The 25,705-nt window shown below is 47.9% G+C and carries 21 protein-coding genes, 5 tRNA genes, 1 pseudogene and 1 other annotated feature; of the genes and pseudogenes, 20 read left to right on the plus strand and 7 right to left on the minus strand.

The annotated features are described in order from the left end of the window. The 10 genes and pseudogenes from recA to luxS form a co-directional block, all read left to right on the plus strand. Positions 1 to 430, plus strand: a pseudogene (recA, locus tag ACMHKJ_RS05220) (recombinase RecA); the annotation flags it as partial. A gap of 348 nt (positions 431 to 778) precedes the next feature. Further along, complete coding sequence (alaS, locus tag ACMHKJ_RS05225; protein WP_413492461.1) at positions 779 to 3,406, plus strand: alanine--tRNA ligase; 2,628 nt, start codon at positions 779 to 781, stop codon at positions 3,404 to 3,406. A gap of 355 nt (positions 3,407 to 3,761) precedes the next feature. Next, complete coding sequence (gene csrA / locus ACMHKJ_RS05230; RefSeq protein WP_413492462.1) at positions 3,762 to 3,956, plus strand: carbon storage regulator CsrA; 195 nt, start codon at positions 3,762 to 3,764, stop codon at positions 3,954 to 3,956. Positions 3,957 to 4,348: 392 nt separating this feature from the next. Then, positions 4,349 to 4,441: transfer RNA gene (locus ACMHKJ_RS05235), tRNA-Ser, on the plus strand. A gap of 9 nt (positions 4,442 to 4,450) precedes the next feature. Beyond that, positions 4,451 to 4,527: transfer RNA gene (locus ACMHKJ_RS05240), tRNA-Arg, on the plus strand. A 95-nt stretch (positions 4,528 to 4,622) separates the two neighbouring features. Next, positions 4,623 to 4,699, plus strand: a tRNA-Arg gene (locus ACMHKJ_RS05245). A gap of 51 nt (positions 4,700 to 4,750) precedes the next feature. Next, positions 4,751 to 4,827 (plus strand) — tRNA-Arg (locus tag ACMHKJ_RS05250). A gap of 27 nt (positions 4,828 to 4,854) precedes the next feature. Continuing rightward, a tRNA-Arg gene (locus tag ACMHKJ_RS05255) sits at positions 4,855 to 4,931 on the plus strand. Positions 4,932 to 5,208: 277 nt separating this feature from the next. Beyond that, complete coding sequence (gshA, locus tag ACMHKJ_RS05260; protein ID WP_413492463.1) at positions 5,209 to 6,768, plus strand: glutamate--cysteine ligase; 1,560 nt, start codon at positions 5,209 to 5,211, stop codon at positions 6,766 to 6,768. 162 nt (positions 6,769 to 6,930) lie between these two features. Further along, entirely contained in the window at positions 6,931 to 7,446 is a 516-nt protein-coding gene (luxS, locus tag ACMHKJ_RS05265) for an S-ribosylhomocysteine lyase (RefSeq protein ID WP_067423924.1), read from the plus strand. 67 nt (positions 7,447 to 7,513) lie between these two features. On the opposite strand, the gene ACMHKJ_RS05270 is transcribed toward luxS, so the two are convergent. Together ACMHKJ_RS05270 and ACMHKJ_RS05275 are read right to left on the minus strand one after the other, a co-directional pair. Next, the gene (locus ACMHKJ_RS05270; RefSeq protein WP_413492464.1) at positions 7,514 to 8,806 is read right to left on the minus strand and encodes a CNNM domain-containing protein; all 1,293 of its coding nucleotides are present in this window, start codon (positions 8,804 to 8,806) and stop codon (positions 7,514 to 7,516) included. 141 nt (positions 8,807 to 8,947) lie between these two features. Then, positions 8,948 to 9,739, minus strand: a complete 792-nt coding sequence (locus ACMHKJ_RS05275) for a cytochrome C assembly family protein (protein WP_413492465.1) — start codon at positions 9,737 to 9,739, stop codon at positions 8,948 to 8,950. Positions 9,740 to 9,922: 183 nt separating this feature from the next. Here ACMHKJ_RS05275 and ffh point away from each other — a divergent pair, with 183 nt between their 5' ends. From ffh to tyrA, 7 genes are all read left to right on the plus strand, one after another. Then, on the plus strand, positions 9,923 to 11,284 hold the full coding sequence (gene ffh, locus ACMHKJ_RS05280) for a signal recognition particle protein (RefSeq protein ID WP_413492466.1): 1,362 nt from the start codon (positions 9,923 to 9,925) through the stop codon (positions 11,282 to 11,284). A 137-nt stretch (positions 11,285 to 11,421) separates the two neighbouring features. After that, a complete protein-coding gene (rpsP, locus tag ACMHKJ_RS05285; RefSeq protein WP_067367409.1) occupies positions 11,422 to 11,670 on the plus strand; it encodes a 30S ribosomal protein S16 in 249 nt (82 codons plus the stop codon). Between the two features lie 18 nt (positions 11,671 to 11,688). Next, the gene (gene rimM, locus ACMHKJ_RS05290) at positions 11,689 to 12,237 is read left to right on the plus strand and encodes a ribosome maturation factor RimM (protein WP_413492467.1); all 549 of its coding nucleotides are present in this window, start codon (positions 11,689 to 11,691) and stop codon (positions 12,235 to 12,237) included. A gap of 40 nt (positions 12,238 to 12,277) precedes the next feature. Then, on the plus strand, positions 12,278 to 13,030 hold the full coding sequence (trmD, locus tag ACMHKJ_RS05295) for a tRNA (guanosine(37)-N1)-methyltransferase TrmD (protein WP_067402099.1): 753 nt from the start codon (positions 12,278 to 12,280) through the stop codon (positions 13,028 to 13,030). A 60-nt stretch (positions 13,031 to 13,090) separates the two neighbouring features. After that, entirely contained in the window at positions 13,091 to 13,444 is a 354-nt protein-coding gene (rplS, locus tag ACMHKJ_RS05300; protein WP_067367401.1) for a 50S ribosomal protein L19, read from the plus strand. Between the two features lie 470 nt (positions 13,445 to 13,914). Continuing rightward, a complete protein-coding gene (locus ACMHKJ_RS05305) occupies positions 13,915 to 15,009 on the plus strand; it encodes a 3-deoxy-7-phosphoheptulonate synthase (RefSeq protein WP_413492468.1) in 1,095 nt (364 codons plus the stop codon). An 18-nt stretch (positions 15,010 to 15,027) separates the two neighbouring features. Beyond that, complete coding sequence (gene tyrA, locus ACMHKJ_RS05310; protein WP_413492470.1) at positions 15,028 to 16,149, plus strand: bifunctional chorismate mutase/prephenate dehydrogenase; 1,122 nt, start codon at positions 15,028 to 15,030, stop codon at positions 16,147 to 16,149. A gap of 47 nt (positions 16,150 to 16,196) precedes the next feature. Here the strand turns inward: tyrA and ACMHKJ_RS05315 are convergent, their stop codons facing one another. The 5 genes from ACMHKJ_RS05315 to bamD all read right to left on the minus strand — a co-directional run bounded on the left by ACMHKJ_RS05315 (position 16,197) and on the right by bamD (position 21,045). After that, the gene (locus ACMHKJ_RS05315; protein WP_413492471.1) at positions 16,197 to 16,934 is read right to left on the minus strand and encodes a hypothetical protein; all 738 of its coding nucleotides are present in this window, start codon (positions 16,932 to 16,934) and stop codon (positions 16,197 to 16,199) included. A 175-nt stretch (positions 16,935 to 17,109) separates the two neighbouring features. Continuing rightward, a complete protein-coding gene (gene epmA, locus ACMHKJ_RS05320) occupies positions 17,110 to 18,087 on the minus strand; it encodes an elongation factor P--(R)-beta-lysine ligase (protein WP_413492473.1) in 978 nt (325 codons plus the stop codon). Between the two features lie 137 nt (positions 18,088 to 18,224). After that, positions 18,225 to 19,376: a bifunctional chorismate mutase/prephenate dehydratase gene (pheA, locus tag ACMHKJ_RS05325; protein WP_413492474.1), complete on the minus strand. Its 1,152-nt coding sequence runs from the start codon at positions 19,374 to 19,376 to the stop codon at positions 18,225 to 18,227. A 29-nt stretch (positions 19,377 to 19,405) separates the two neighbouring features. Then, positions 19,406 to 19,527, minus strand: a sequence feature (Phe leader region). Between the two features lie 122 nt (positions 19,528 to 19,649). Beyond that, the gene (raiA, locus tag ACMHKJ_RS05330; protein WP_413492475.1) at positions 19,650 to 19,994 is read right to left on the minus strand and encodes a ribosome-associated translation inhibitor RaiA; all 345 of its coding nucleotides are present in this window, start codon (positions 19,992 to 19,994) and stop codon (positions 19,650 to 19,652) included. Positions 19,995 to 20,310: 316 nt separating this feature from the next. Continuing rightward, complete coding sequence (gene bamD / locus ACMHKJ_RS05335) at positions 20,311 to 21,045, minus strand: outer membrane protein assembly factor BamD (protein ID WP_413492479.1); 735 nt, start codon at positions 21,043 to 21,045, stop codon at positions 20,311 to 20,313. A 138-nt stretch (positions 21,046 to 21,183) separates the two neighbouring features. On the opposite strand from bamD, the gene rluD reads away from it, so the two are divergent. From rluD to clpB, 3 genes are all read left to right on the plus strand, one after another. Beyond that, entirely contained in the window at positions 21,184 to 22,161 is a 978-nt protein-coding gene (rluD, locus tag ACMHKJ_RS05340) for a 23S rRNA pseudouridine(1911/1915/1917) synthase RluD (RefSeq protein WP_413492476.1), read from the plus strand. 9 nt (positions 22,162 to 22,170) lie between these two features. Then, positions 22,171 to 22,917: a purine nucleoside phosphorylase YfiH gene (gene yfiH / locus ACMHKJ_RS05345; RefSeq protein ID WP_413492477.1), complete on the plus strand. Its 747-nt coding sequence runs from the start codon at positions 22,171 to 22,173 to the stop codon at positions 22,915 to 22,917. Between the two features lie 112 nt (positions 22,918 to 23,029). Then, positions 23,030 to 25,603 (plus strand): ATP-dependent chaperone ClpB, encoded by a 2,574-nt coding sequence (gene clpB, locus ACMHKJ_RS05350; RefSeq protein WP_413492478.1) that lies wholly within the window; start codon positions 23,030 to 23,032, stop codon positions 25,601 to 25,603. Positions 25,604 to 25,705 lie beyond the last annotated feature (102 nt).

A 25,705-nucleotide genomic window follows, 5' to 3' on the forward strand; every position in this document is an offset into this window, starting at 1 on the left:
TGCACTGAAGTTCTACGCATCTGTCCGTTTGGATATCCGCCGTATCGGTGCGGTCAAAAATGGTGATGAAGTTGTCGGCAGCGAAACCCGCGTTAAAGTGGTAAAAAACAAAATTGCAGCACCGTTTAAGCAGGCTGAATTCCAGATTATGTATGGCGAAGGGATCAACACCATGGGTGAACTGATTGACCTTGGCGTAAAACATAAACTGGTTGAAAAGGCGGGTGCCTGGTACAGCTACAACGGTGAAAAAATTGGTCAGGGTAAAGCTAATGCAACTATTTACCTGAAAGAACACCTTGCAATGGCTGAGGAACTGGATAAAAAGTTACGTGATTTGCTACTAAATCATGCCGGTGAATTAAGTTCAGTGACACAAAGTTTTAGTGAAGAAACTGAAACTGAAGATGCAAATAACGAAGAAGTTTGATTAATAAAATAATACGTGCCATACATTTATTTTAATAAAATCATGTCGTTGTAAATAAAGCCACGCCCTCAAGGGGTGTGGCTTTATTTTTATCTTCAGTCATACGCCTCTTTCTGACTAAAACCCCTTCCCCGGCCGAATAAATTGTGTTTGATCGAACAGACTTTCAGAAAAAGTTTATTCGCTTTACAATGGGGTCAGTGAATGGATTTATCTGGGATTTAATGTCCAAGGGAAAACGTTAAATTTCTCCCCGCCTTGATTGATCCGCAGGTTGAACCGGAGCGGCTTTACAGTCTGTTTCGCAGTTCATGAATCTTATTATTTCAGCTTGATTTCGGGATAAATATGAGCAAAAGCACCGCTGAGATCCGTCAGGCGTTTCTCGATTTTTTTCATACAAAAGGACATCAGATTGTCCAGAGCAGCTCCCTGGTACCGAATAACGATCCGACGCTGCTTTTTACTAACGCAGGGATGAACCAATTTAAAGATGTTTTCCTGGGTCTGGACAAACGTCCGTACAGCCGCGCAACAACAGCACAGCGCTGTGTTCGTGCAGGCGGAAAACACAACGACCTCGAAAACGTCGGCTACACTGCACGTCACCATACCTTTTTTGAGATGCTGGGTAACTTCAGCTTCGGTGATTACTTCAAGCACGATGCTATTAATTACGCATGGGAACTGCTGACCGGCAAAGAATGGTTTAACCTGCCGAAAGAAAAACTGTGGGTTACCATTTATGCGACAGACGATGAAGCATACGAAATCTGGAATAAAGAGATAGGCGTACCGGCAGAACGTATCATCCGTATCGGCGATAATAAAGGTGCTGAATATGCATCAGATAACTTCTGGCAGATGGGTGATACCGGACCTTGTGGTCCGTGTACTGAAATTTTCTTTGATCATGGCGACCACATCTGGGGCGGACCTCCGGGATCACCGGAAGAAGACGGTGACCGCTATATTGAGATCTGGAATATCGTCTTCATGCAGTTCAACCGCCAGTCTGACGGTACATTAGAGCCTCTGCCGAAACCGTCTGTTGATACCGGTATGGGTTTGGAGCGTATCACTGCTGTACTTCAGCACGTTAACTCTAACTATGACATCGATTTATTCCGTGCTCTGATTGCTGATGTGGCAAAAGTCACCGGGGCTGCGGATCTGACAAGTAAATCATTACGTGTGATTGCTGACCACATCCGCTCCTGTGCATTCCTGATTTGTGATGGTGTTATCCCGTCGAATGAAGGGCGCGGTTATGTATTACGCCGTATCATCCGTCGTGCTGTCCGACACGGATACATGATCGGTGCGAACGATACGTTCTTCTACAAATTGGTCGGCTCACTGATTAATGTGATGGGAACCGCCGGTGAAGAACTCACCCGTCAGCGCGTAACTGTCGAAAAAGTCCTGAAATCAGAAGAAGAGCAGTTTGCCCGCACCCTGGAGCGTGGCCTTCAGTTACTGGATGATGAATTAGCCTCTCTGAAAGGCGATACCCTGAGTGGTGAAGCTGCTTTCCGCCTTTATGATACCTACGGCTTCCCGCTGGATTTAACCGCGGACGTCTGCCGTGAGCGTAATCTGAAAGTAGATGAAGCTGCATTTGAAACAGCGATGGAAGAACAGCGCCGCCGTGCCCGTGAAAACAGCGGATTTGGTGCAGACTATAACAGTCTGATCAAAGTGGATAAGCGCAGTGATTTCTCCGGATATGACCACAACGAACAGGCGGCAACCATTGTTGCACTGTACAAAGAAGGTCATCCGGTAACTGAACTCAATGCCGGTGATGAAGGCCTGGTTATTCTGGATAAAACGGCGTTTTATGCCGAATCCGGTGGTCAGGTGGGCGATACCGGTGTGCTGACTAACAATGATGCACAATTCACTGTGCTGGACACGCAGAAATATGGCCAGGCAATTGGTCACCTGGGTCGCGTTGCGTACGGGAAATTAACGGTAAATCATAAGATTACCGCTAAGATTGATGAAGAGCGCCGTAATGCTATCCGCCTGAATCACTCAGCAACGCACCTGATGCATGCTGCACTGCGTCAGGTTCTGGGTGAGCATGTGTCTCAGAAAGGCTCGCTGGTTAATGATAAATACCTGCGTTTTGACTTCTCTCACTTTGAAGCAATGACGCCGGCACAAATCCGTCAGGTTGAAGATCTGGTGAATGCAGAGATCCGTAAAAATGAGCCGGTCACAACTGAGCTGATGGATCTGGAAGACGCGAAATCAAAAGGTGCAATGGCACTCTTTGGTGAGAAATACGACGAGCGCGTCCGTGTACTGAGTATGGGCGACTTCTCAACTGAATTGTGTGGTGGTACACATGCCACCCGCACAGGCGATATAGGCCTGTTCCGTATCATCAGTGAATCTGCGACCGCTGCCGGTATCCGCCGGATTGAAGCGGTCACTGGTACGGGTGCGCTGGAAACGGTGTATAATCAGTCAGATGCCTTATCCTGTGTAGCACAACTGGTGAAAAGTGACGAAGCAGGTGTTGGTGAGAAAGTGAAAGCCGCACTGGATAAAATCCGTTTACTGGAAAAAGAGTTACAGCAACTCAAAGAACAGCAGGTGGCCCGGGACAGCTCATCTATGACCAAAGAAGCGGTTTCAGTTAAGGGCGTTAAGCTCCTGGTGAAACAACTGGCTGATACTGAACCTAAGATGCTACGGACGATGGTTGATGATCTGAAAAATCAATTAAGTTCCGGAATAATTGTGCTTTCAACTATCAGTGATGATAAAGTTAGCCTGATTGCAGGTGTCACAAAAGACCTGACCGGCAAAGTAAAAGCCGGCGACCTGGTTGCCTTTATTGCTGAGAAAATCGGCGGTAAAGGGGGCGGTCGTCCGGATATGGCTCAGGCCGGTGGTACTGATACTGCTGCTTTACCTGCTGCGATGGCAGGTGTTGCAGAGTGGGTGGAATCACAGCTGTAATCTGAATAAGTATGAGCAGGAGCACACTTCGGGGTGCTCCTGGTATTGGTGATAGGGTCTTTGTATCACTAACATTAGGTCGCAATTTTTAACTACACTAAATATTGCAATGTATATAAAACTACATATAGTTTACAAATAATCATTGCTATACCCAACGTCATTCAGGGGGCAGGCAAGCGGCAGGAGAAGCCGGGCGGTGAGCATAGATAAACTATGTGACAAGGCCGGGCTGAGCGTAGCCACCGAACCAGCAGTTTGAATGAATAAGGGTATATACGCTTTCACGGTGTTGGATGGATAATGGCGGGCGAACTCAGTGGCCCGACTCTTTTAAAATTTCAAGGAGCAAAGAATGCTTATTCTGACTCGTCGAGTTGGTGAAACACTCATGATAGGCGATGAGGTAACAGTGACTGTACTGGGTGTTAAAGGTAACCAGGTACGAATTGGTGTCAACGCCCCCAAAGAAGTTTCTGTTCACCGTGAAGAAATTTACCAACGGATCCAGGCTGAAAAATCCCAACCAAATAATAATAATAACTACTAAGTTGTGAGGTGCGCTCGTTACGATGGCGGGCGCCTTCTTCTCTTTTTGCGTTAATTGTCATCCGAATATGACGTCATTATCCCCGTTCTTATTTATTTTTCCTGCATAAATCACCCGTCTTTCTGTCACTTTATTTGTTTCCGTGCATTTTTCACCTGAAATAATCCGGTGATACAGCCACGCTACTGATCAGGTATGGTGACAAAATGCTGTCGGTAAAACAGACGTATCGTTGTGAAAACCAACAGAGTGCGCGCTAATTGTGCAAACGATCGTGAGATATGAAAAAGTTGGGAGAAATTGTTTGACTTCTCAGTGGGGGAAAGTAATATGTGCGCCACACAACGACGACATGACGGAAACGAAATTCATTGTTGTGTGGTCTGAAAAATGGTGAGATGGCCGAGAGGCTGAAGGCGCTCCCCTGCTAAGGGAGTATGCGGTCAAAAGCTGCATCGAGGGTTCGAATCCCTCTCTCACCGCCATCAGATTATGCACCCATAGCTCAGCTGGATAGAGTACTCGGCTACGAACCGAGCGGTCAGAGGTTCGAATCCTCTTGGGTGCACCATAACGAACCCCACGATGTTATCATGGGGTTTTTATTTTGGTGTCAGCAAACACTAAAATAAAAAAAATCAGGTTTGAAAAGATATTTTCAGGTATGCACCCATAGCTCAGCTGGATAGAGTACTCGGCTACGAACCGAGCGGTCAGAGGTTCGAATCCTCTTGGGTGCACCATCTTAATTCCCCTCTTCAAAACTGATTTGTAATAACAGAATAATGTGCACGGCACCCATAGCTCAGCTGGATAGAGTACCCGGCTACGAACCGGGCGGTCAGAGGTTCGAATCCTCTTGGGTGCACCATCTTTATTCTCTTATTCAATCGATTTCGCACCCATAGCTCAGCTGGATAGAGTACCCGGCTACGAACCGGGCGGTCAGAGGTTCGAATCCTCTTGGGTGCACCATATAAAAACCCCACTCTTTGAGTGGGGTTTTTTGTTTCCTGCTTTTCCCGTCACTGAATCGTATCCGTTTTTGCGTCATACTCATTAGCTGAACCCTCAGATGCGTCTTAAACTGAGCGGATCACAATTGCGTGTAATGGGGATAACGCATCGTTATTGCTGCTTTTTCCGTTTTCCCGTTTGTGTGGGGGGCGTTGAATCACAGCGACAAGATCCCGCCTTTGCGATAAAGTATCCCTCTTATGAATAACATCTATTATCAGCACGGGAGGTCGATTTGATCCCGGATGTATCTAAAGCGCTCTCATGGTTAGAGACGCACCCCCGAATTTTAAAAGGCATCAATCGTGGTATTGAGCGCGAAACACTCCGCGTCACACCCGATGGCCACCTTGCGCGTACCGGTCACCCGGACGGCTTAGGCAAATCATTAACCCATAAGTGGATCACGACAGATTTCGCTGAATCATTGCTGGAATTTATTACGCCGGTTGACTCGCGTATCGATTACACAGTGAAGTTTCTGCGTGATGTCCACCGCTACACGGCTCGCCACCTGAAAAATGAGCGTATGTGGCCGTTGAGCATGCCCTGCTTTATTGATTCAGAAGACGCTATTGAGCTTGCACAGTTCGGCACATCAAATACAGGGCGCTTAAAAACCCTGTACCGGGAAGGACTGAAAAACCGCTACGGCGCTCTGATGCAGACTATTTCAGGCGTGCATTATAACTTCTCTCTGCCGATGGAATTCTGGCAGGCGTGGAGTGGCGTCAGTGGTGAAGAAGATGGCAAAGATAAAATTTCAGATGGTTATTTCCGCCTGATCCGCAATTACTACCGTTTTGGCTGGGTTATTCCGTATTTGTTTGGTGCATCCCCGGCAATCTGCAGTTCTTTCCTGCGCGGGCGCGAAACCAACCTGCCGTTTGAAACATTGCCGAAAGGTGCGTTATACCTGCCGTACGCCACGTCACTGCGTTTAAGTGACCTCGGGTATACCAATAAATCACAAAGCGATCTGAACATCACCTTCAATCATCTGGACACCTATGTCGCCGGGTTGAAGAATGCGATTCAGATCCCGTCTGAAGAATTTGCCGCAATAGGATTAACCAAAGACGGAAAACACCTTCAGATCAATGCTAACGTGTTGCAGATTGAAAACGAGTTCTATGCACCTATCCGACCTAAGCGTGTCCAGAAAGGTGATGAGTCGCCTTCTGATGCATTGCAGCGCGGCGGCGTTGAGTATATTGAGGTCCGTGCGCTGGATATCAACCCGTTCTCTGCGACCGGTGTGGATGAAACTCAGATCCGTTTCCTCGATTTGTTCCTTATCTGGTGTGTGCTGGCTGATGCACCGGAAATGAGTGCAGAGGAGCTTGCCTGCGCCCGCCATAACTGGAATCGTGTGATTCTGGAAGGCCGGAAACCGGGTCAGGTTATCGGGATTGGCTGCGGTCGTGAAAAACAACCCTTGCAAAAAGTAGGTCACGCACTGTTTAATGACCTTCTGCGTGTTGCAGATGTGTTAGATTCCTGTTCAGGTACGCATTACCGCGAAGTGTGCGAAGCATTAACAGCGCAGTTTGACGATCCGGAGCTGACGTTCTCGGGTCGTATGCTGGCACTGATAAAAGAAGCAGGCATCGGAAGTTATGGTCTGGCATTGGCGGACCGGTATCACAATGAGCTGAGCCACGAGTCGTATGAAGTGATCAGTGAAGCTGACTTTGAAGAACAACGGCAGGCTTCTGTTGATAAGCAAAAAGCGATGGAAGAGAGTGATACGCTGAGTTTTGATGAGTATCTGGCGCTGCATGGCGGTCGCTAGTCTCTGACAGATAAGAAAATGGCCACAAATATGTGGCCAAAAAAATATCTCAGAGAATAGGGATGATAACAAATTGCGCGTCTTTCATTACATCAGACCTGCGTATTTAGAGAAAGTTTCATTTATTCGTTTTTTTTTACAAAAAAAAGAGGAGCAGGAATTATGCCTTTACTGGATAGTTTTTTAGTAGACCACACACGTATGGCAGCACCTGCGGTGCGCGTAGCGAAAACCATGACCACACCCGGTGGCGACACGATTACTGTTTTCGATCTGCGGTTCTGTGTTCCTAACGAAGAAATTTTACCGGAGAAAGGAACGCATACACTGGAGCATCTGTTTGCCGGTTTTATGCGTAACCATTTAAACGGCAATGGTGTTGAAATCATTGATATCTCACCAATGGGCTGCCGTACCGGATTTTATATGAGTCTGATTGGCGCACCATCAGAAACCCGTGTCGCACAGGCCTGGAAAGCGGCAATGGCAGACATTCTGGCGGTACATGACCAGGCGAAAATTCCGGAACTGAATCTGTATCAGTGCGGGACGTATCAAATGCATTCACTTGATGAAGCGCATCAGATTGCGAAAAATATCATTGAGCGTGATGTGCGTGTAAACAAGAACGATGACCTGCTGTTAACTGACGATGAGTTAGAAAAACTGCATCCGTAATCTTGTTTCACCAGACAGAAAAAAACCTGCGGTGTATATCAGACCGCAGGTTTTTTTTCAGGCTGATTCAGATATCGGCGGCGATATTAGCCTCTAAATGTGCCAGCGGGATGACTTTCACTGTTTTAATGACATTTTCACCGATGGCAGTCACTTCAAACTGATAGCGGCCGATTTTGACTTTGGTATTCAGTTTCGGAATATCACCCAGCTCTTCCAGCAATAATCCGTTAATGGTACGCGCACCTTCTTCGGGCAGAGATAATCCCAGTGCTTTATTGATTTCACGAATGTTTGTAGTGCCTTCAATCAGCATTGTACCATCCGGTAGCTGGCGCACTTCCTCTGCCAGCGACGGTGACATGGAGGTTGTGAAATCCCCGACAATCTCTTCCAGGATGTCTTCCACAGAGATAAGTCCCTGAATATCGCCATACTCATCAACAACTAACCCGACCTTCTCATTATTTCGCTGGAAATTAACCAGCTGAAGATTCAGCGGGGTGCTGTCCGGTACAAAATAGATTTTGTCTGCCGCTTTGATAAGCATTTGCTTGGTGAATTCCCGCTTCTCAATCATCAGTCGGTAAGCTTCGCGGACACGCAGCATGCCTATCGCATCATCCAGAGAGTCCCGGTAGAGCACAATTCGTCCGTGCGGGGAGTGCGTGAGCTGGCGCAGAATTGATTTCCAGTCATCATTGATATCAATACCAATAATCTCTGTACGCGGCACCATAATTTCATCAACACTAACTTTATCGAGATCCAAAATGGAGATAAGCATGTCCTGGTTACGCCGGGATAGCTTACCTTTGGACTCATTGACAATGGTCTTTAATTCGTCTTTGGATAAGGCATCACTGCGGATAACCGTCCCGCGGATGCCGATACAGCGCATCAGAATCAACGTTATGGCGTTAAAGCCCCATACGACCGGCAGACAGATTTTTGACAGCGGACGCAGCAGAATGCTGCTGGGGAATGCGATCTGCTGCGGATAAAGTGCGGCAATCGTCTTCGGCATCACTTCAGCAAAAATCAGGATAACAAACGTCAGTACCCCTGTGGCTATTGCAACACCGGCATTGCCGTACAGGCGCATACCGACGATAGTTCCCAGCGCGGACGCAATGATATTGACAAGGTTGTTACCGATAAGAATAAGGCTGAGCAGGCGGTCAGGTTTATTCAGCAGTTTCTCGACGCGCAGGGCAGATCGGTTTCCCTGCTTGGCCATGTGACGTAAGCGGTACCGGTTGATTGTCATCATGCCGGTTTCTGATGCAGAAAAGTACGCTGAAATTAACACTAAAAAAATGAGAGTAATAATCAGAGTGCTTGTTGAGACGTGCTCCACAGCGGTGTTCCTTCCTCATGTGATGAGCTTATATACTCTTATTCATTCAAACTGCAGGTTCGTTGGCTGTCTTCCCTTGCCGCCTGCCTGCATTCTGAATGACGTTGGGTATAGAAATAATAGATTCAGTGAATGCGTTATTTACGCATACAACATGATTTCCTGAAATAAACGGTGTCCGAAAAATGCGAGAGTAAGAATAAACGCCCCGGCAAAGTTAAACCAGATAACCCGCTTGCCGCGCCAGCCTTCATGATAATGCCCCCAAAGCAGCACGATATACACACACCAGGCAACCATCGACAGCAGGGATTTATGAATATTATCTTTATCAAAGATGTTATCCATGAAAACAATACCTGTTGCGAGTGTCAGGGTCAGCAAGACAACACCGACCTGCGTGATGTGAAACATCTTGCGCTCGATAACCATTAATGGCGGCATATCCGGCGTAAACTTCAGGCGTTTATTTTTCAGCTGATGATCCATCCAGCCGAGTTGCATAGCATAAAGTGCGGCAATAATCAGTGTGGCGAAACTGAGCAGCGCAAGACCAATGTGGACAAACAGCGGGACACTGGCCTGTAAATGCGTAATAAACTCGCCTGGCATCAGGGTTGCGAGGACAAGGTTTATCATCGAAAAACTGTATACGATGGGGATCAGAAACCAAGCGCGTCCCTGAAAGGCAACAACCGTCATGATAACCGAGACCATTAAACTGACCACGGAGCCGAGATTAAGCAGTGTCAGGTTCTGCCCGATTCCCTGAAAAATCTGTGATTTAATCGCCACACCATGGCTTGCCAGGGCGATTACGGCGAAAAACAGCGCGAGTCGCCGGTAGCCGCGGTGATAGCGGAGCAGACCCGGAACCAGTAATACCAGACTTAGCAGGTAAGCGCTTATTGCAACTACAGATATTTCAGGCATGGTGTTGTGATTATTCAGTCAGTGAAATGAAAAAAAATTCATACTTCAGTATACCGCAGCCTGCCTGGCACTCCAATGATTACACGATACTTTACGTAAATCGGTTCGCTGATTTGCACGGGCCCGTGTTATAATCACCGCCATCTTTTCTATTTTTAGCTCAGTTTTGGCAGAGTCGATGACATGTTTGATAATTTAACTGACAGACTTTCGCGCACCTTGCGCAATATCAGTGGTCGCGGACGACTGACGGAAGACAATATTAAAGAGACGCTGCGTGAAGTCCGCATGGCGCTTCTGGAAGCCGATGTTGCCCTGCCGGTTGTGCGGGATTTCATCAATCGTGTTAAAGAACGCGCGGTAGGTCATGACGTTAATAAAAGCCTGACACCGGGTCAGGAATTCGTCAAGATTGTTCAGGGCGAACTGGTCGCGGCAATGGGCGAAGAAAACAACGCCCTTGATTTATCGGCTCAGCCGCCAGCCGTTGTTCTGATGGCCGGTTTGCAGGGTGCGGGTAAAACAACCAGCGTAGCTAAGCTCGGTAAGTTGCTGAAAGAAAAGCATAAGAAAAAAGTTCTGGTGGTGTCAGCTGACGTTTATCGCCCTGCGGCGATTAAACAGTTACAGACACTGGCAGAAACGGTGGATATCGGATTCTTCCCGTCTGATGTTTCAGAAAAACCTATTGATATCGTCAATAAAGCGCTGAAGCATGCGCAGTTGCAATTCTTTGATGTCCTGCTGGTGGATACCGCGGGTCGTCTGCATGTCGATGAAGGCATGATGGATGAAATCAAAGCACTGCACGCTGCAGTTAAGCCGGTTGAAACACTGTTTGTTGTTGATGCCATGACGGGGCAGGATGCTGCGAATACCGCAAAAGCGTTTAACGAAGCATTACCGCTGACCGGGGTTATCCTGACGAAAGTGGACGGCGATGCGCGTGGCGGTGCGGCACTGTCTATCCGCCACATTACCGGCAAGCCGATTAAATTCCTGGGTGTCGGTGAAAAAACGGACGCACTTGAGCCGTTCCATCCGGATCGTGTGGCGTCACGCATCTTAGGGATGGGCGATGTGCTCTCTCTGATTGAAGATATTGAGAGCAAGGTTGATCGCGATCAGGCTGAAAAGCTGGCCTTAAAACTGAAGAAAGGCGATGGGTTTGATCTCAACGATTTTCTCGAACAACTGAAACAAATGCGTAACATGGGCGGCATGGCAAGTATGCTGACCAAGATGCCGGGTATGTCTCAGGTACCTGATGCGGTAAAATCGCAGATGGATGACAGCGTGCTGGTCAAAATGGAAGCCATGATTAACTCCATGACCAGGAAAGAGCGTATCAAACCGGAAATTATCAAAGGGTCCCGCAAGCGCCGTATTGCAACGGGTTCCGGAACTCAGGTGCAGGATGTTAACCGCTTACTCAAGCAGTTTGACGACATGCAGCGCATGATGAAAAAGATGAAAAAAGGGGGCCTCGCGAAGATGATGCGGGGCATGAAAGGGATGATGCCGCCGGGTATGATGGGGCGGTAAACAAAGAAAGTCACAAAGAATAATCACTTTAGATTGATTTTTACGCCAAAGTGAGTAAACTTTTCGGGCTTTTTCTATGACAACCGGACACCATTCCTCGATGGTGTCTGGTTGTTTATAAATTCAATGAGGATGTTATGGTAACAATTCGTTTAGCTCGTGGCGGCGCAAAAAAGCGTCCATTCTACCAAGTAGTCGTAACCGACAGTCGTAATGCACGTGACGGTCGTTTCATCGAACGCATTGGTTTCTTCAACCCTATCGCTGCTGGTAAGGCTGAAACTCTGCGCTTAGATTTAGACCGTGTTGAACACTGGGTCGGTCTGGGTGCAACTGTCTCTGATCGTGTTGCTGCACTGATCAAAGACGCTAAGAAAGCAGCTTAATCTGTCACGGTGGTAACAATGAGCAAGCACGCTAATACACAGGCACCGGCTGACCCTATTGTACTGGGCAAGCTCGGGTCTTGTTACGGTATTAAAGGGTGGCTCAGAGTGTTTTCTTCCACCGAAAATGCAGAAAGTATTTTTGATTATCAGCCGTGGTTTATTCAGCGTGCCGGCGTGTGGCAACACATCGAACCGGAAGACTGGAAAAATCACAATCAGGATATGATCGTCAAACTCAAAGGGGTTGACGACAGAGATGCAGCAAATGCATTAATTAACGCGGAAATCGTGGTTGATAGTGCATTGTTACCGGAATTAGACGGCACGGATTACTACTGGAAAGACCTTATGGGTTGCCATGTAGTGACTACCGGCGGTTATGATCTCGGCACGGTGACTGAATTAATGGAAACCGGGTCGAATGATGTTCTGGTGATTAAAGCAAATCTGAAAGATGCTTTTGGTATGAAAGAGCGGTTAGTTCCGTATCTTGACGGGCAGGTTATCAGGAAAGTTGATCTCACGGCAAAACTGATTGAAGTTGAGTGGGATCCCGGTTTTTAAACCTCCGGTGATGGTTTTTTGATTTGAGTTGGATACGAAAATGTGGATTGGGGTTATCAGCCTGTTTCCTGACATGTTCCGCTCAATAACCGAGCATGGAGTGACCGGCCGGGCAGTAAAAAATGGCCTGATCAGTATTGATTGCTGGAACCCGCGTGATTACACGCATGACCGGCACCATACTGTGGACGACCGGCCCTACGGGGGCGGTCCGGGCATGCTGATGATGGTTGAGCCTTTGCGCAAAGCCATTCATGACGCAAAAGCTGCCGCAGGTGACAATGCGAAAGTGATTTATCTTTCGCCGCAGGGGCGCAAACTCGATCAACAGGGAGTTTGTGAACTGGCAGCAAGTGAGAAGTTGATTCTTGTTTGTGGCCGGTATGAAGGGATTGATGAGCGCGTGATCCAAACCGAAATTGATGAAGAATGGTCAATCGGGGATTACGTGCTGAGTGGCGGTGAACTGCCGGCGATGACACTGATTGATGCGGTGTCGCGTTTTGTACCGGGTGTCCTCGGACATCAGGCATCAGCAAAAGAAGATTCATTTGCTGATGGTTTACTTGACTGCCCGCATTACACCCGCCCTGAGGTGCTGGATGGTATGAGTGTTCCGCCGGTTTTACTGTCGGGCAATCATGCAGAAATTGATCGCTGGCGTATGAAACAGTCACTCGGTCGCACCTGGCTCAGAAGACCTGAACTTCTGGAAAGCCTAGCTCTGACTGACGAGCAAAGGATGTTGCTGGCTGATTTCCAACGGGAATATCAGACCGGAGCAACTAGTTAATCCGGACGTCCTGCGGGATGTCTTTTGAAATATCAGTTTACCTAGGGTAAGAGATTTATTATGAGCAACATTATTAAACAGATCGAAGATGAGCAGATGAAACAAGACGTACCTTCATTCCGTCCGGGTGATTCCGTGGAAGTTAAGGTATGGGTCGTTGAAGGTTCTAAAAAACGTCTGCAGGCATTCGAGGGCGTGGTTATCGCTATCCGTAACCGCGGTCTGCACTCTGCATTCACTGTTCGCAAAATTTCTAACGGCGAAGGTGTTGAGCGTGTATTCCAGACTCACTCACCTGTGATCGATAGCATCAGCGTTAAGCGCCGTGGTGCCGTTCGTCGTGCTAAACTGTACTACCTGCGTGAGCGTTCAGGTAAGGCAGCTCGTATTAAAGAGCGTTTGAACGCAAGATAATGCGCAAGCATCCGATATGATAATAAAGGCCAGCCGTGTGCTGGCCTTTTTTATCGTTATTCCACCGGATAGTGCCCCGCAATAGTATTTTATCTTTCTGTCTGATGATTTTCCCTTGTTATTGTCTGTTATTCTCTCCGGCTCCTTTTATTTTGTGTAAATATTTATTTACACAATGCCGTTTGGCGCTATTTTTCAATGTACAGATTACATTATTATCTTAATTTGTTTGTTTTAGATAAATTATGTTATCTATCATTATGATAAAGGCATTTACCTTTCTTTTTATTGTAGGTAAAGATAACTACCTGCCGACCTTACAAAATAAGAAATTAATAATGTAATTAAAAATGTACGAAATTATAAATATTTTACATATTCGGATTGAAATATTTACGAAGAATGTTATGGTGTTTTCTCAGTCATTCAACACGTAATCCATTTTTTGTAAAATTCAGCAGGAAGACACCATGATCATGCAAAAAGATGCACTCAATAATGTACATATCAGTGATGAAATTGTTTTAATCTCACCGGAAGAGCTGAAACAAAAGTACCCGTTGAGTCATGACGATCAGCATGCCATTGCAAATGCGCGTAAAACGATTGCGGATATTGTTCATCATCGTGATCCCCGCTTGTTAGTGGTCTGCGGCCCGTGCTCTATTCATGATACGGATGCCGCACTGGTGTACGCGCGCCGTCTGAAAGAATTATCTGCTGAGTTGAGTGACAGTCTGTACATCGTGATGCGTGTCTATTTTGAAAAACCACGGACCACTGTGGGCTGGAAAGGGCTTATCAGTGATCCGTTTATGGACGGTTCTTTTGAGATGGAAAAAGGGCTGCATATTGCCCGCAAACTGCTGGTTGATCTGGTTCAGATGGGACTGCCGCTGGCAGGTGAGGCGCTCGATCCGAATAACCCGCAATACCTGGGGGATCTATTCAGCTGGTCTGCTATTGGTGCGCGCACCACGGAATCTCAGACACACCGCGAAATGGCATCCGGGTTATCTATGCCGGTCGGCTTTAAAAACGGAACTGACGGCAGCCTGAGTACCGCTATTAATGCATTGAAAGCGGCATCAATGCCACATCGCTTTATGGGTATTAATCAATCCGGGCAAATTTGCCTGTTACAGACACAGGGTAATCCGAACGGGCATGTGATCCTGCGCGGCGGAAAACAGCCTAACTACCATCCGGCAGATGTGCAGGAATGTGAGGCGCAAATGGAAAAAGCCGGTCTGGCACCATCACTGATGGTAGATTGCAGCCACGGTAATTCAGATAAAGATTACCGTCGTCAGCCAGTCGTAATTGAGTCTGTCGCAGAACAAATTTGTGCGGGAAACAACTCCATCACCGGTATTATGGTGGAAAGTAATATTAATGAAGGCAACCAGTCATCTGAACAGCCGCGTAGTACCATGAAATACGGCGTATCAGTCACTGATGCCTGCATCAGTTGGGAAACCACAGAAGCGGTGCTGCGTCAGTTACACCAGCAAATTTCACCGGAACTGGCAAAGCGCGTCGTCAGATTACAGCAGGCAGGATAACTAAAACAGGGTAGGTGTATGTCCGGCGCATTAACACATTTACGTGATCAAATTGATGAAGTCGATAAATCGCTGCTGACGTTGCTGGCAAAGCGTCTGCAATTAGTGGCAGAAGTCGGTGAGGTAAAAAGTCAGCACGGACTGCCGGTTTATGCTCCTGACCGGGAAGCCGCAATGCTGGCATCCCGACGGAAGGAGGCCGAATCACTCGGCGTTCCGCCGGATCTGATTGAGGATATTCTGCGCCGGATCATGCGGGAATCCTATTCCCGCGAGAATGATAAGGGCTTTAAAAAACTCAATGAGCACGCCCGCCCAGTTGTGATTGTCGGCGGTAACGGCAAAATGGGGCAGTTGTTCCGCAGAATGCTGGAACTTTCCGGGTATACCGTCCGCAGCCTGGACAGCGGAGACTGGGATAACGCAGCTGAGTTGGTTCAGGATGCCGGCATGGTAGTCATCAGTGTGCCTATCCACCTGACAGAGCAGGTAATCAAACAGCTTCCTCCTCTGGCGGATGATTGCCTTTTGGTTGATCTTACCTCTGTTAAGGAAGGACCGTTACAGGCAATGCTGGCAGTTCATAGCGGACCGGTGCTCGGGTTGCACCCGATGTTCGGACCGGATGTCAGCAGCTTCGCCAAGCAGGTGGTTGCGTTTTGTGATGGTCGTTATCCGGAGCAATATCAGTGGTTTCTTGAGCAAATTGCAGTATGGGGCGCACATTTACAGGGCATAAAAGCGCATGAGCATGATCGTAATATGCGCTATATCCAGGCATTGCGTCACTTTACCAGTTTTGCTTACGGGCGCTATCTGGCAAAGAAAAATGTCGATCTTTCGCAGTTATTATCACTATCATCGCCTATTTACCGGCTTGAACTGGTAATGGTCGGGAGGCTGTTCGCCCAGGATCCGCAATTATATGCAGATATTATTATGTCGTCAGAAAATAATCTCGATGTGATTGAAGATTATCACCGGGAGTTTGGCGAGGCGCTTCTGGTGCTGGAAAACCGGGACAAAGCAGAATTTATTACCCAATTTTCGTCTGTCAGTGAGTGGTTTGGTGAACACGCACAGCACTTTATGAAAGAGAGTAACCGACTATTACCACAGGCGAATGACAGCAGACGCTGATGAAACTACTGGTGCTGAAATTATTCAGCACCTTACTATATTACCGGTTATTTCACGCTATTGTTTGTAGGATGAAAGGTTCTCGGGGTTGCAGTATGGTATTCCTTACCTGAGATAGGTTTTCGTGGATCCCGGTTGTGTTTGAAGTTACTGTCAACGGTAAATTCAATACGCCGGATGGTCATTAAGTCCTTGCAAACAATTTCCTGATTTGAATATGCAATAACCGGTCTTCCCGTTTCATCAGCAAGATCCTGCGCTGCTTTTTGTTTTCCGAAACAACTGATTAAATGTATCGGTCCTGCATTTTTAGTCAGATCAATCTCAATGTTATTTTCTTCTCTTGATTTTTCTTTCAGATAATCAACGAGTTCACGTGCGGTTAAATTTTGTGACTGTGAGTTATCCAGCCAGCAACGTGGTCTGTCACCATTCATTGTATATTTACCATTTTCCATTATCGGCCGAGCAAGATTACCAACGGTAAATTTTCCACTTTTGCTGCCGTGAAGCAGCAGTGCTTCCTCACCTGTGTTCCGGAAGTTATTAGTATAGCCATGAAAGCGGGGTGTTTGTTTACTTGGACTGATATCATCATCTAATGCTAAATTGCGCGAAACAAAACTATCAGGCAGTTTTTCCTGTCCTGTCGTCGCGGGCTTATTATTTGTCATTTTAATATCAGAAATTGAATGCAGTGATGCAAACAAATTCTTAATCACTGATTTTACTGATGACTCAAATGCATGAAACTTTGCTGATAACGTTTCTGATGAGATATGCATAAACTAATCTTCCGTTGATTGGTATTGGTGGTGTTTTTTTGTTTATTTAACGGAAAATATCATTGATTCAATCAAGTCACTTGCAAATAATGAGCAACTTAATTATTCAGGTGAAATTGTGAAGAGAGAGTGTGTGAGAAAACAGCCATCTGCTTAACAGATGGCTGAAATGTAACTAAGCGCGATCAACCGGAAAAGCAATCACATCACTGATCCGCTCTGCACCCAGTGCCAGCATAATCAGACGGTCGACTCCGAGTGCGACACCGGCACATTCAGGGAAACCATGCTCAAGGGCCGCCAGCAGATGTTCATCAATCGGCTGCTCCGCAAGACCGAGACTTGCCCGTTTACGGTTATCCCGTTCAAAACGCAGGCGTTGTTCGGCGGCATCAGTCAGTTCACGGAAACCATTCGCCAGTTCGACACCTTTGTAATACACCTCAAAGCGCTCGGCAACGCGGTGATCTTCAGAACTGATCTCCGCCAGAGAGGCCTGGCTTGCCGGGAAGTGGTAAACAAAGGTCGGTTTTTCCAGCCCGATGTGTGGCTCCACGCCTACCATAAACAGCAGTTGCAGCAGGATATCGCGATCCTCTTCCGTATCGGCGATATTACTGACATCCAGTTTTGCCGCGACTTCACGCAGTTTTTCTTTTTCGGCTGTCAGCGGATCAATATCCAGATAGCGCAGAAAAGCCTGCTGATAGGATAACGATTCAGCACTTTCACACTCTAAAATTTGCTGAAGTAAATCATCAACCTCATTTATAAGACGGTACATATCATAATGCGGACGATACCATTCAAGCAGGGTAAATTCCGGATTGTGATAGCGTCCGGTTTCCTCATTACGATAACTGCGCGCCATCTGATAAATAGGGCCGCTTCCGGCTGCCAGCAACCGCTTCATGTGGTACTCGGGGCTGGTCATCAGATAAAGAGTTAATCCCTGTGCGGCTCCCGGGCCGACAAACTGTGTTTCAAAAGCACGCAGATGAACATCGGTGACGGTCGCCTGACTCATGGTCGGCGTTTCGACTTCTAATACACCTCTGTCTGCAAAAAAATGTCTGATTTCATTAACAATTTTTGCGCGTTTTAATAGATTGGCTATCGGGGCAGTCGGCTGCCAGCCCGCAATATCACTCATGCCGGAGAACTCCGAATAAAAATAAAGGGTGCAGTTTACCTGCAACCTCTGGTGGTGACAAATGGATATACCCTTATTCATTCAAACTGCAGATTCGTTGGCTGCGGAAGGAGGCTGTCCTGCGCAGTAATAATCAGTCAGTCGATTAATGCAGGCGGTACATGCTCACCGGGATAGCTGCCGAGCACTTTGACAGAACGGGTGATAGCCTGTAATGCTTTCAGTGCGTTTTGCATACCGACAGAACGCAGGTTGGCATGAACATCAATATAAAACATCTCTTCCCACGGCGTGCCGTTGATAGGACGTGACTCCAGTTTGCTCATTACTATGTTGTGTTCTTTGAGGATAATCAGCGCATCAACCAGCGCACCGGCCTGCTGCCCGGTCGCCATCAGCAGCGTGGTTTTTGCCGGAACCTGTTCGGCGACATCAATAGGGTGGCGGGCGATAACAATAAAGCGCGTCATATTGGTCTGCTGGTTTGCCAGATTATGAGCGATAGCCTGTAAACCATACAGCACGCCACCGGCTTCACTGCCGAGCGCTGCAACATCCGGACTCCCCAGTGCCGCTACTTTTTCCATGGCCGCTGCGGTACTTTCACAATATTCAATTTTCCACTGCGGGAATTGGTTCAGATATTGGCTGCATTGCTCGAAAGGTTGTGGGTGGCTGTAAACGGTCGTGATCGCCGCGATATCTGTTCCCGCTCGGGTCAGTAACCCGTGGTTTATTGGCAGACGCAGTTCCCCGACTATCGACAGCGGGGTGGTTTGCAGTAAATCATAGACATCATTAATCGCACCGGAACTGGTATTTTCAAGCGGCAGCATGCCGTAATCGGCTTGCCCGCTCTCGATTAATTCAAAAATATCGCGGAATTTCCGGCAACTGCACTCAGTCATATGATCAAAGTGACGGGCAGCATACTGGCGGGCGGCTACATGTGAATAGGAACCTTTCGGACCGAGGAAGGCTATCCGCGCACTGTTATCCGGTGTCTGGTTCAGGTGTTTTTGTAAAATCGCCTGCTGGGTTAAAACCGAGTCTTCAATAATCAGCTGAAACAGGCGGGTGATATAAAATCCGTCCAGTCCGGCGGTTTTTCCCCGGCGGATAAGTACATCCAGCAACTCGCGTTCGCGGTTTTTATCGCGGATAGGACGGTTGTCCTGCAATTTTGTCTGTGCAACAGCGGCGGCGAGCTGACGGCGTTTTGCCAGCAAATCTAATAATTGCGCATCTAACTGACTGATGTGTTCCCGTATGGCTAAAAGATCATTCATATTCCGTCCTCAGAAACTGACTTTCCGGCGATAAAAAAGCCTCCGCGGAGGGAGGCTTTTGTGTGCGTCTTCGTTTTCTTTCCCGAACGACAAAAAGCCTCGTCAGCAGAAGTTAAAAAAGAAAAGGAAGAAACAGTTACGCAGGATCATGGTCAGTGGTTTATCCGTTATGTCAGGTGATGTTAATCAATTAACCCGATGTGCGACCGGGTGTCAACTAAAAAAAACGCGCCCGAAGGGCGCGCAGAGACAAAACTAAACGTATTATATTTTTTATTCTGTTGGTTCCGCGTCAGACTCGAAGTCCGCTTCTTTGACGCTGCTGTCAGCACGGCGGGCTTCGCCTTTGTGCTGCGCTTTATTCAGTTGCCGTTCCAGTTTTGCCAACAGATCATTGATGGCGGCATACATATCAGCATGCTTTGCACTGGCAACTAAATTTCCATTCGGTGTGCTGATAGTGGCATCAACCACAAAACCCTGCGGATCTTTCGCCAGGATAATATGCGGATTGACCAAAGGAACCTGCCATTTATTCAGCTTATCCAGACGGCTTTCAACATGATCCCGAATTGCGTGGGTGATCTCCATTTGTTTGCTGGTGATATTCACATTCATAGTGACCTCTCTTTGTTACATCCGTCTTGTTGAACTACAGAGTACGTGGATGGTAACAAGAAAAAATTGATCGCCGTCACTATTATTTTTTAGTTTTTTCAAGACGTTATATTTTTGTGATTCGGATAGAAAATCCGGATGATACAACTTGCGGCGGTGCGGGGAATGGTGCATGATTGATAAGTTGGCTGATCGCGTATTCTTTGCAAAAAGAAAACGGACAGCCATTTTTTATGAGCGCAGCGCTGACTCCGGACAAATACCGGACATAAAAAAACCACCGGCAGGCCGGTGGCTTCTGATGAGTAAAACGAAATCAGCTTTTCGGGTTGGCAGCAATTAACTGCGCCACTTTTCCGGCTTCTGTCGTTAACCCTAACTCTTTATAGGCATTTTCCATCAGCGGAAGCGCCTGACGTGTTGCCATCGTATCCGGATAATCGCGCAGCATTAACTCAACACGATTAATCACCGCGACATATGCCCCGCGTTTCGTGTAGAATTTCGCAACGGCCAGTTCAAAGGCAGCCAGGCGGTCTTTCAGGAAAACCAGACGTTTTGTTGTGTCTGTTGAATAGATACTGTTCGGGTAATAACGCAGTAACTGACTGAAATCCTGGAATGCCACGCGTGCGTTTTGCGGGTCGCGGTCTGCACGATCGATACCAAAGAAACTCTGTAGCATGTTATCATCCAGTGCCTGTGCGGTCAGACCGCGCATGTACAGGACATAATCAATGTTCGGGTGTGTCGGGTTCAGGCGCATGAAGCGGTCAATCGAGGCCAGTGCCATCTGTAAATCGCCGGCTTTGTAGTAGGCGTAAATCAGATCAAGCTGAACCTGCTGCGAATACGGGCCGAAAGGAAAACGGTTATCGAGGGTCTCAAGCTGCGTGATTGCCCCTTTATAGTTACCGTCCTGTAATTTCTCCTGACCGACAGCGTAAAGCTCTGACGGGGATGCATCCGGGAGAATTTCCTTGTTACCGGAACAGCCGGACAACATGAGGCTTAGCGTGGCTGCAGCCACGAGATATTTCATACGTATCATCACGTGTTGATTATCCTCTGAATATTTTTTAGGGAGCACTCCGTTGTCGCTCCCGGTAGCGATCGCGATACAATAGCACATAGTTTAAATGAAACGGTCTTGCCGTTCAAAATATAACTTTCAGATACAGAGACAAATATGGCTCAAGAAATACAACTTACCGCAACTATTGATGATTCTCAGCTCGGTCAGCGTTTAGATCAGGCTTTAGCGGAATTGTTCCCTGACTATTCACGTTCGCGCATAAAAGAGTGGATTTTAGATAACAGAGTTCAGGTTAACGGGCGTCTTGTCAATAAACCGAAAGAAAAAATGCTGGGCAGAGAGCAAATCAGTATTGATGCGCTGATCGAGGAAGATGTTCGTTTCCTGCCGCAGGACTTGCCACTGAACATTGTTTATGAAGATGATGATATCCTGGTTATCAATAAGCCACGTGGCTTTGTTGTCCATCCGGGTGCGGGCAATCCGGACGGTACCGTTCTGAATGCGCTGCTGTATCACTACCCGGCAATTGCAGATGTACCGCGCGCGGGTATTGTTCACCGTCTGGATAAAGACACCACCGGTCTTATGGTTGTGGCAAAAACAGTTCCGGCACAGACCCGTCTGGTGGAATCTCTTCAGTTACGGGAAATCACCCGTGAATATGAAGCAGTGGCAACCGGGCGCATGACCGCCGGCGGTAAAGTGGAAGAGCCTATCTCGCGTCACTCCACAAAACGTACTCACATGGCAGTAAACCCGATGGGCAAACCGGCTGTGACGCATTACCGTGTGATGGAGCACTTCCGTGCCCATACCCGTCTGCGTCTGCGTCTGGAAACAGGGCGTACTCACCAGATCCGCGTACATATGGCGTATATTAATCATCCGCTGGTGGGCGATCAGTTGTACGGCGGGCGTCCGCGTCCTCTCAAAGGGGCAAGTGATGAATTCCGCGATGAGATGCGTGAATTTGACCGACAGGCACTGCATGCCACCATGCTGCGTCTCTATCACCCGATTTCCGGTATTCAGATGGAGTGGCATGCGCCCATCCCTGATGATATGGTGAAGCTTATTGCCGTTCTGAAAGCTGACGCACAAGCCCATCAGGACGATATGGACTGGTAAGGGATCACAATGACAGCACTGCTCACCCCTGAATGGCCGGTACCTGCACAGGTTGCCGCGTTCAGTACATTACGCCGGGGCGGTGTCAGTCAGCCGCCGTTTGACAGCTTAAACCTGGGGTTGCATGTCGGTGATTCGTCCGTAGATGTTGCCCGTAACCGGGATATTCTGGCGACGTCTGCCGGGTTTCCTGATACGCCGTTCTGGCTTAATCAGGTTCATGGCACGGCAGTCGTGGTATTAGATAACGCCACGCTGCCCGGACCTGAAGCTGATGCGGTGTATACCCGCACGCCGGGTAAAGTGTGTGCCATTATGACAGCCGATTGTCTGCCGGTACTGTTCTGCTCCCGTGACGGGCGCGAAGTTGCCGGTGCGCATGCCGGCTGGCGGGGGCTGTGTGTCGGTGTGCTGGAAAGCACGCTGGCCTGTTTTTCTGCCGCACCATCAGAGATTATGGCGTGGCTGGGACCGGCTATCGGTCCGCAGCAGTTTGAAGTGGGTGCTGAAGTGCGTGAGGCATTTATCGCGCACTCTCCGCAGGCTGCTTCTGCTTTTATTTCCCGTGGTGATAAATACCTCGCGGATATTTACGGGCTTGCCCGTCAGCGCCTTGAACAACAGGGCGTGACAGCCATTTACGGCGGTACCGAATGTACTGTTAGTGAACCGGCGCGTTTTTTCTCTTACCGCCGTGATGCCCGCACAGGACGAATGGCGTCTTTTATCTGGATTACCCCGTCTCATCAGTCATAACGTTTCAGAACACACATAATATTTACTTTTTTTTCGAAAACCGACTTGAATATTTGACAAAAGTCCTCATTTAGTACTTAGCGAAAATTCAAAGCCATTTTTGGGAGGTGTTATGCGTTTGGATCGTTTCACGAATAAATTCCAGCAAGCGCTCGCCGATGCTCAGTCCCTCGCGGTCGGGCACAGCAATCAATTTATTGAGCCCGCTCATTTACTGTCAGCCTTTTTACATCAGGAAGGCGGGTCTGCGCGTCCGTTACTGGCATCAGCCGGGGCGAATATTGCGCAACTGAATCAGAAGATTGATGAAGCTGTAGATCGTCTACCGCAGGTGCAGGGGGCTGACGGCGATGTGCAACCCTCGAATGATTTAATTCGTCACCTGAATATCTGTGACCAAATAGCACAGAAACAAAATGATGCGTATATCGCATCCGAAATCTTTGTTCAGGCTGTTTTAGAGAGTAACAGCTCATTAGCTGACATATTAAAAGCAGCCGGAATTAATAAAAACACATTGAAGAAGGCTATCGACATTATGCGTAATGGTGAAAATGTAAATGACCAGGGCGCGGAAGATCAGCGTCAGGCCCTGAAAAAATATACGATTGATTTAACTGAGCGTGCGGAGTCCGGCAAACTGGATCCGGTTATCGGGCGTGATGAAGAGATCCGCCGTGCCATCCAGGTATTGCAACGCAGAACGAAAAACAACCCTGTGCTTATCGGGGAACCCGGTGTCGGTAAAACCGCCATCGTGGAAGGGCTGGCTCAGCGCATCGTCAACGGCGAAGTACCGGAAGGACTGAAAAACAAACGCGTTCTTTCTTTGGATCTCGGGGCGTTACTGGCGGGTGCCAAATACCGCGGGGATTTTGAAGAGCGCCTGAAAGCCGTGTTGAATGAATTATCTAAAGAAGAAGGCAACGTCATCCTCTTTATAGATGAATTGCATACCATGGTCGGCGCCGGTAAAGCGGACGGTGCCATGGATGCGGGGAATATGTTAAAACCGGCACTGGCACGTGGTGAACTCCACTGTGTGGGTGCGACTACCCTGGATGAGTATCGCCAGTATATAGAAAAGGATGCGGCATTAGAGCGCCGTTTCCAGAAAGTCTATGTGGCGGAGCCGACAGTTGAAGATACCATCGCTATCCTGCGTGGTCTGAAAGAACGTTATGAGCTGCATCACCATGTGCAGATCACCGATCCGGCAATAGTTGCGGCGGCAACATTATCGCACCGTTATATTTCGGATCGTATGTTACCGGATAAAGCGATTGATCTGATTGATGAGGCGGGCGCCAGTCTGCGTATGCAGATGGACTCCAAACCGGAATCCCTGGACAGACTTGACCGTCGTATCATTCAGTTAAAACTGGAACAGCAGGCACTGAAAAAAGAGTCTGATGATGCCAGTAAAAAACGTCTGGAGATGCTTGAGCAGGAACTGTCAGAAAAAGAGCGCGAATATGCGTCTCTGGAAGAAGAGTGGAAAGCGGAAAAAGCCACACTCTCCGGCACTCAGAATATTAAAGCTGAACTGGAACAGGCAAAAACTGCACTGGAACAAGCCCGCCGCAACGGGGATCTGACCAAAATGTCAGAACTTCAGTATGGTGCTATTCCGGAGCTGGAAAAACAACTGGCGGCAGCTAATTCAGTTGAAGATAAAGAAATGAAGTTGCTGCGTAACAAAGTGACGGATGTGGAAATCGCAGAAATTCTGGCGCGCTGGACCGGGATACCTGTCTCCCGCATGCTGGAAGGTGAGCGTGAGAAACTGCTGCGTATGGAGCAGAAGCTGCACAGCCGGCTGATTGGGCAGAATGAAGCGGTTGAGGCCGTATCAAATGCTATCCGCCGCAGCCGTGCCGGGTTATCGGATCCTAATCGTCCGATTGGTTCGTTCCTGTTCCTGGGGCCGACCGGGGTGGGTAAAACGGAGTTATGTAAAGCGCTGGCTGATTTCATGTTCGACAGTGATGACGCGATGGTGCGTATTGATATGTCCGAGTTTATGGAGAAACACTCTGTGGCACGGCTTATCGGGGCACCTCCGGGATATGTCGGTTATGAAGAGGGGGGTTATCTGACCGAAGCTGTTCGTCGCCGGCCTTATTCTGTGATCCTGCTCGACGAAGTTGAAAAAGCACATCCGGATGTTTTCAACATCTTATTACAGGTGCTGGATGACGGACGACTGACTGACGGACAGGGGCGTACCGTTGATTTCCGTAATACTGTTGTGATTATGACATCCAACTTAGGTTCTGATCGCATTCAGGAGTACTTTGGCGAACTGGATTACGAGGCAATGAAAGGTGCGGTCATGGAAGTGGTATCACATCACTTCAGACCTGAGTTCATCAACCGTATTGATGATGTGGTGGTATTCCATCCGTTGGCAAAAGAGCAGATCCATGCAATTGCACAGATCCAGCTCAAACGGTTGTATAAACGCCTGGAAGAGCATGGTTATCAGGCTACGATCACTGAAAGTGCGCTTGATAAACTGGCTGATGCCGGATTTGACCCGCTTTACGGGGCACGTCCGCTGAAAAGGGCTATTCAGCAGGAAATCGAGAATCCGATGGCGCAGGCTATGTTGTCAGGTAAATTGGTTCCGGGTAAACCTGTCACTCTGGACTTAGTTGATGGTGTGATAACCGCGAAACAATAAACATAAAACAGCATTACCCAAAAAAGGGGCGCGAAAGCGCCCCTTTTTTGTTCATTCTGACGTTAAAATAAGCATGAGCACGGGGTTTTGTTTTATTTTTAA

The sequence above is a fragment of the Morganella psychrotolerans genome (assembly GCF_965118875.1).
GTDB classification, from domain to species: domain Bacteria; phylum Pseudomonadota; class Gammaproteobacteria; order Enterobacterales; family Enterobacteriaceae; genus Morganella; species Morganella psychrotolerans_C.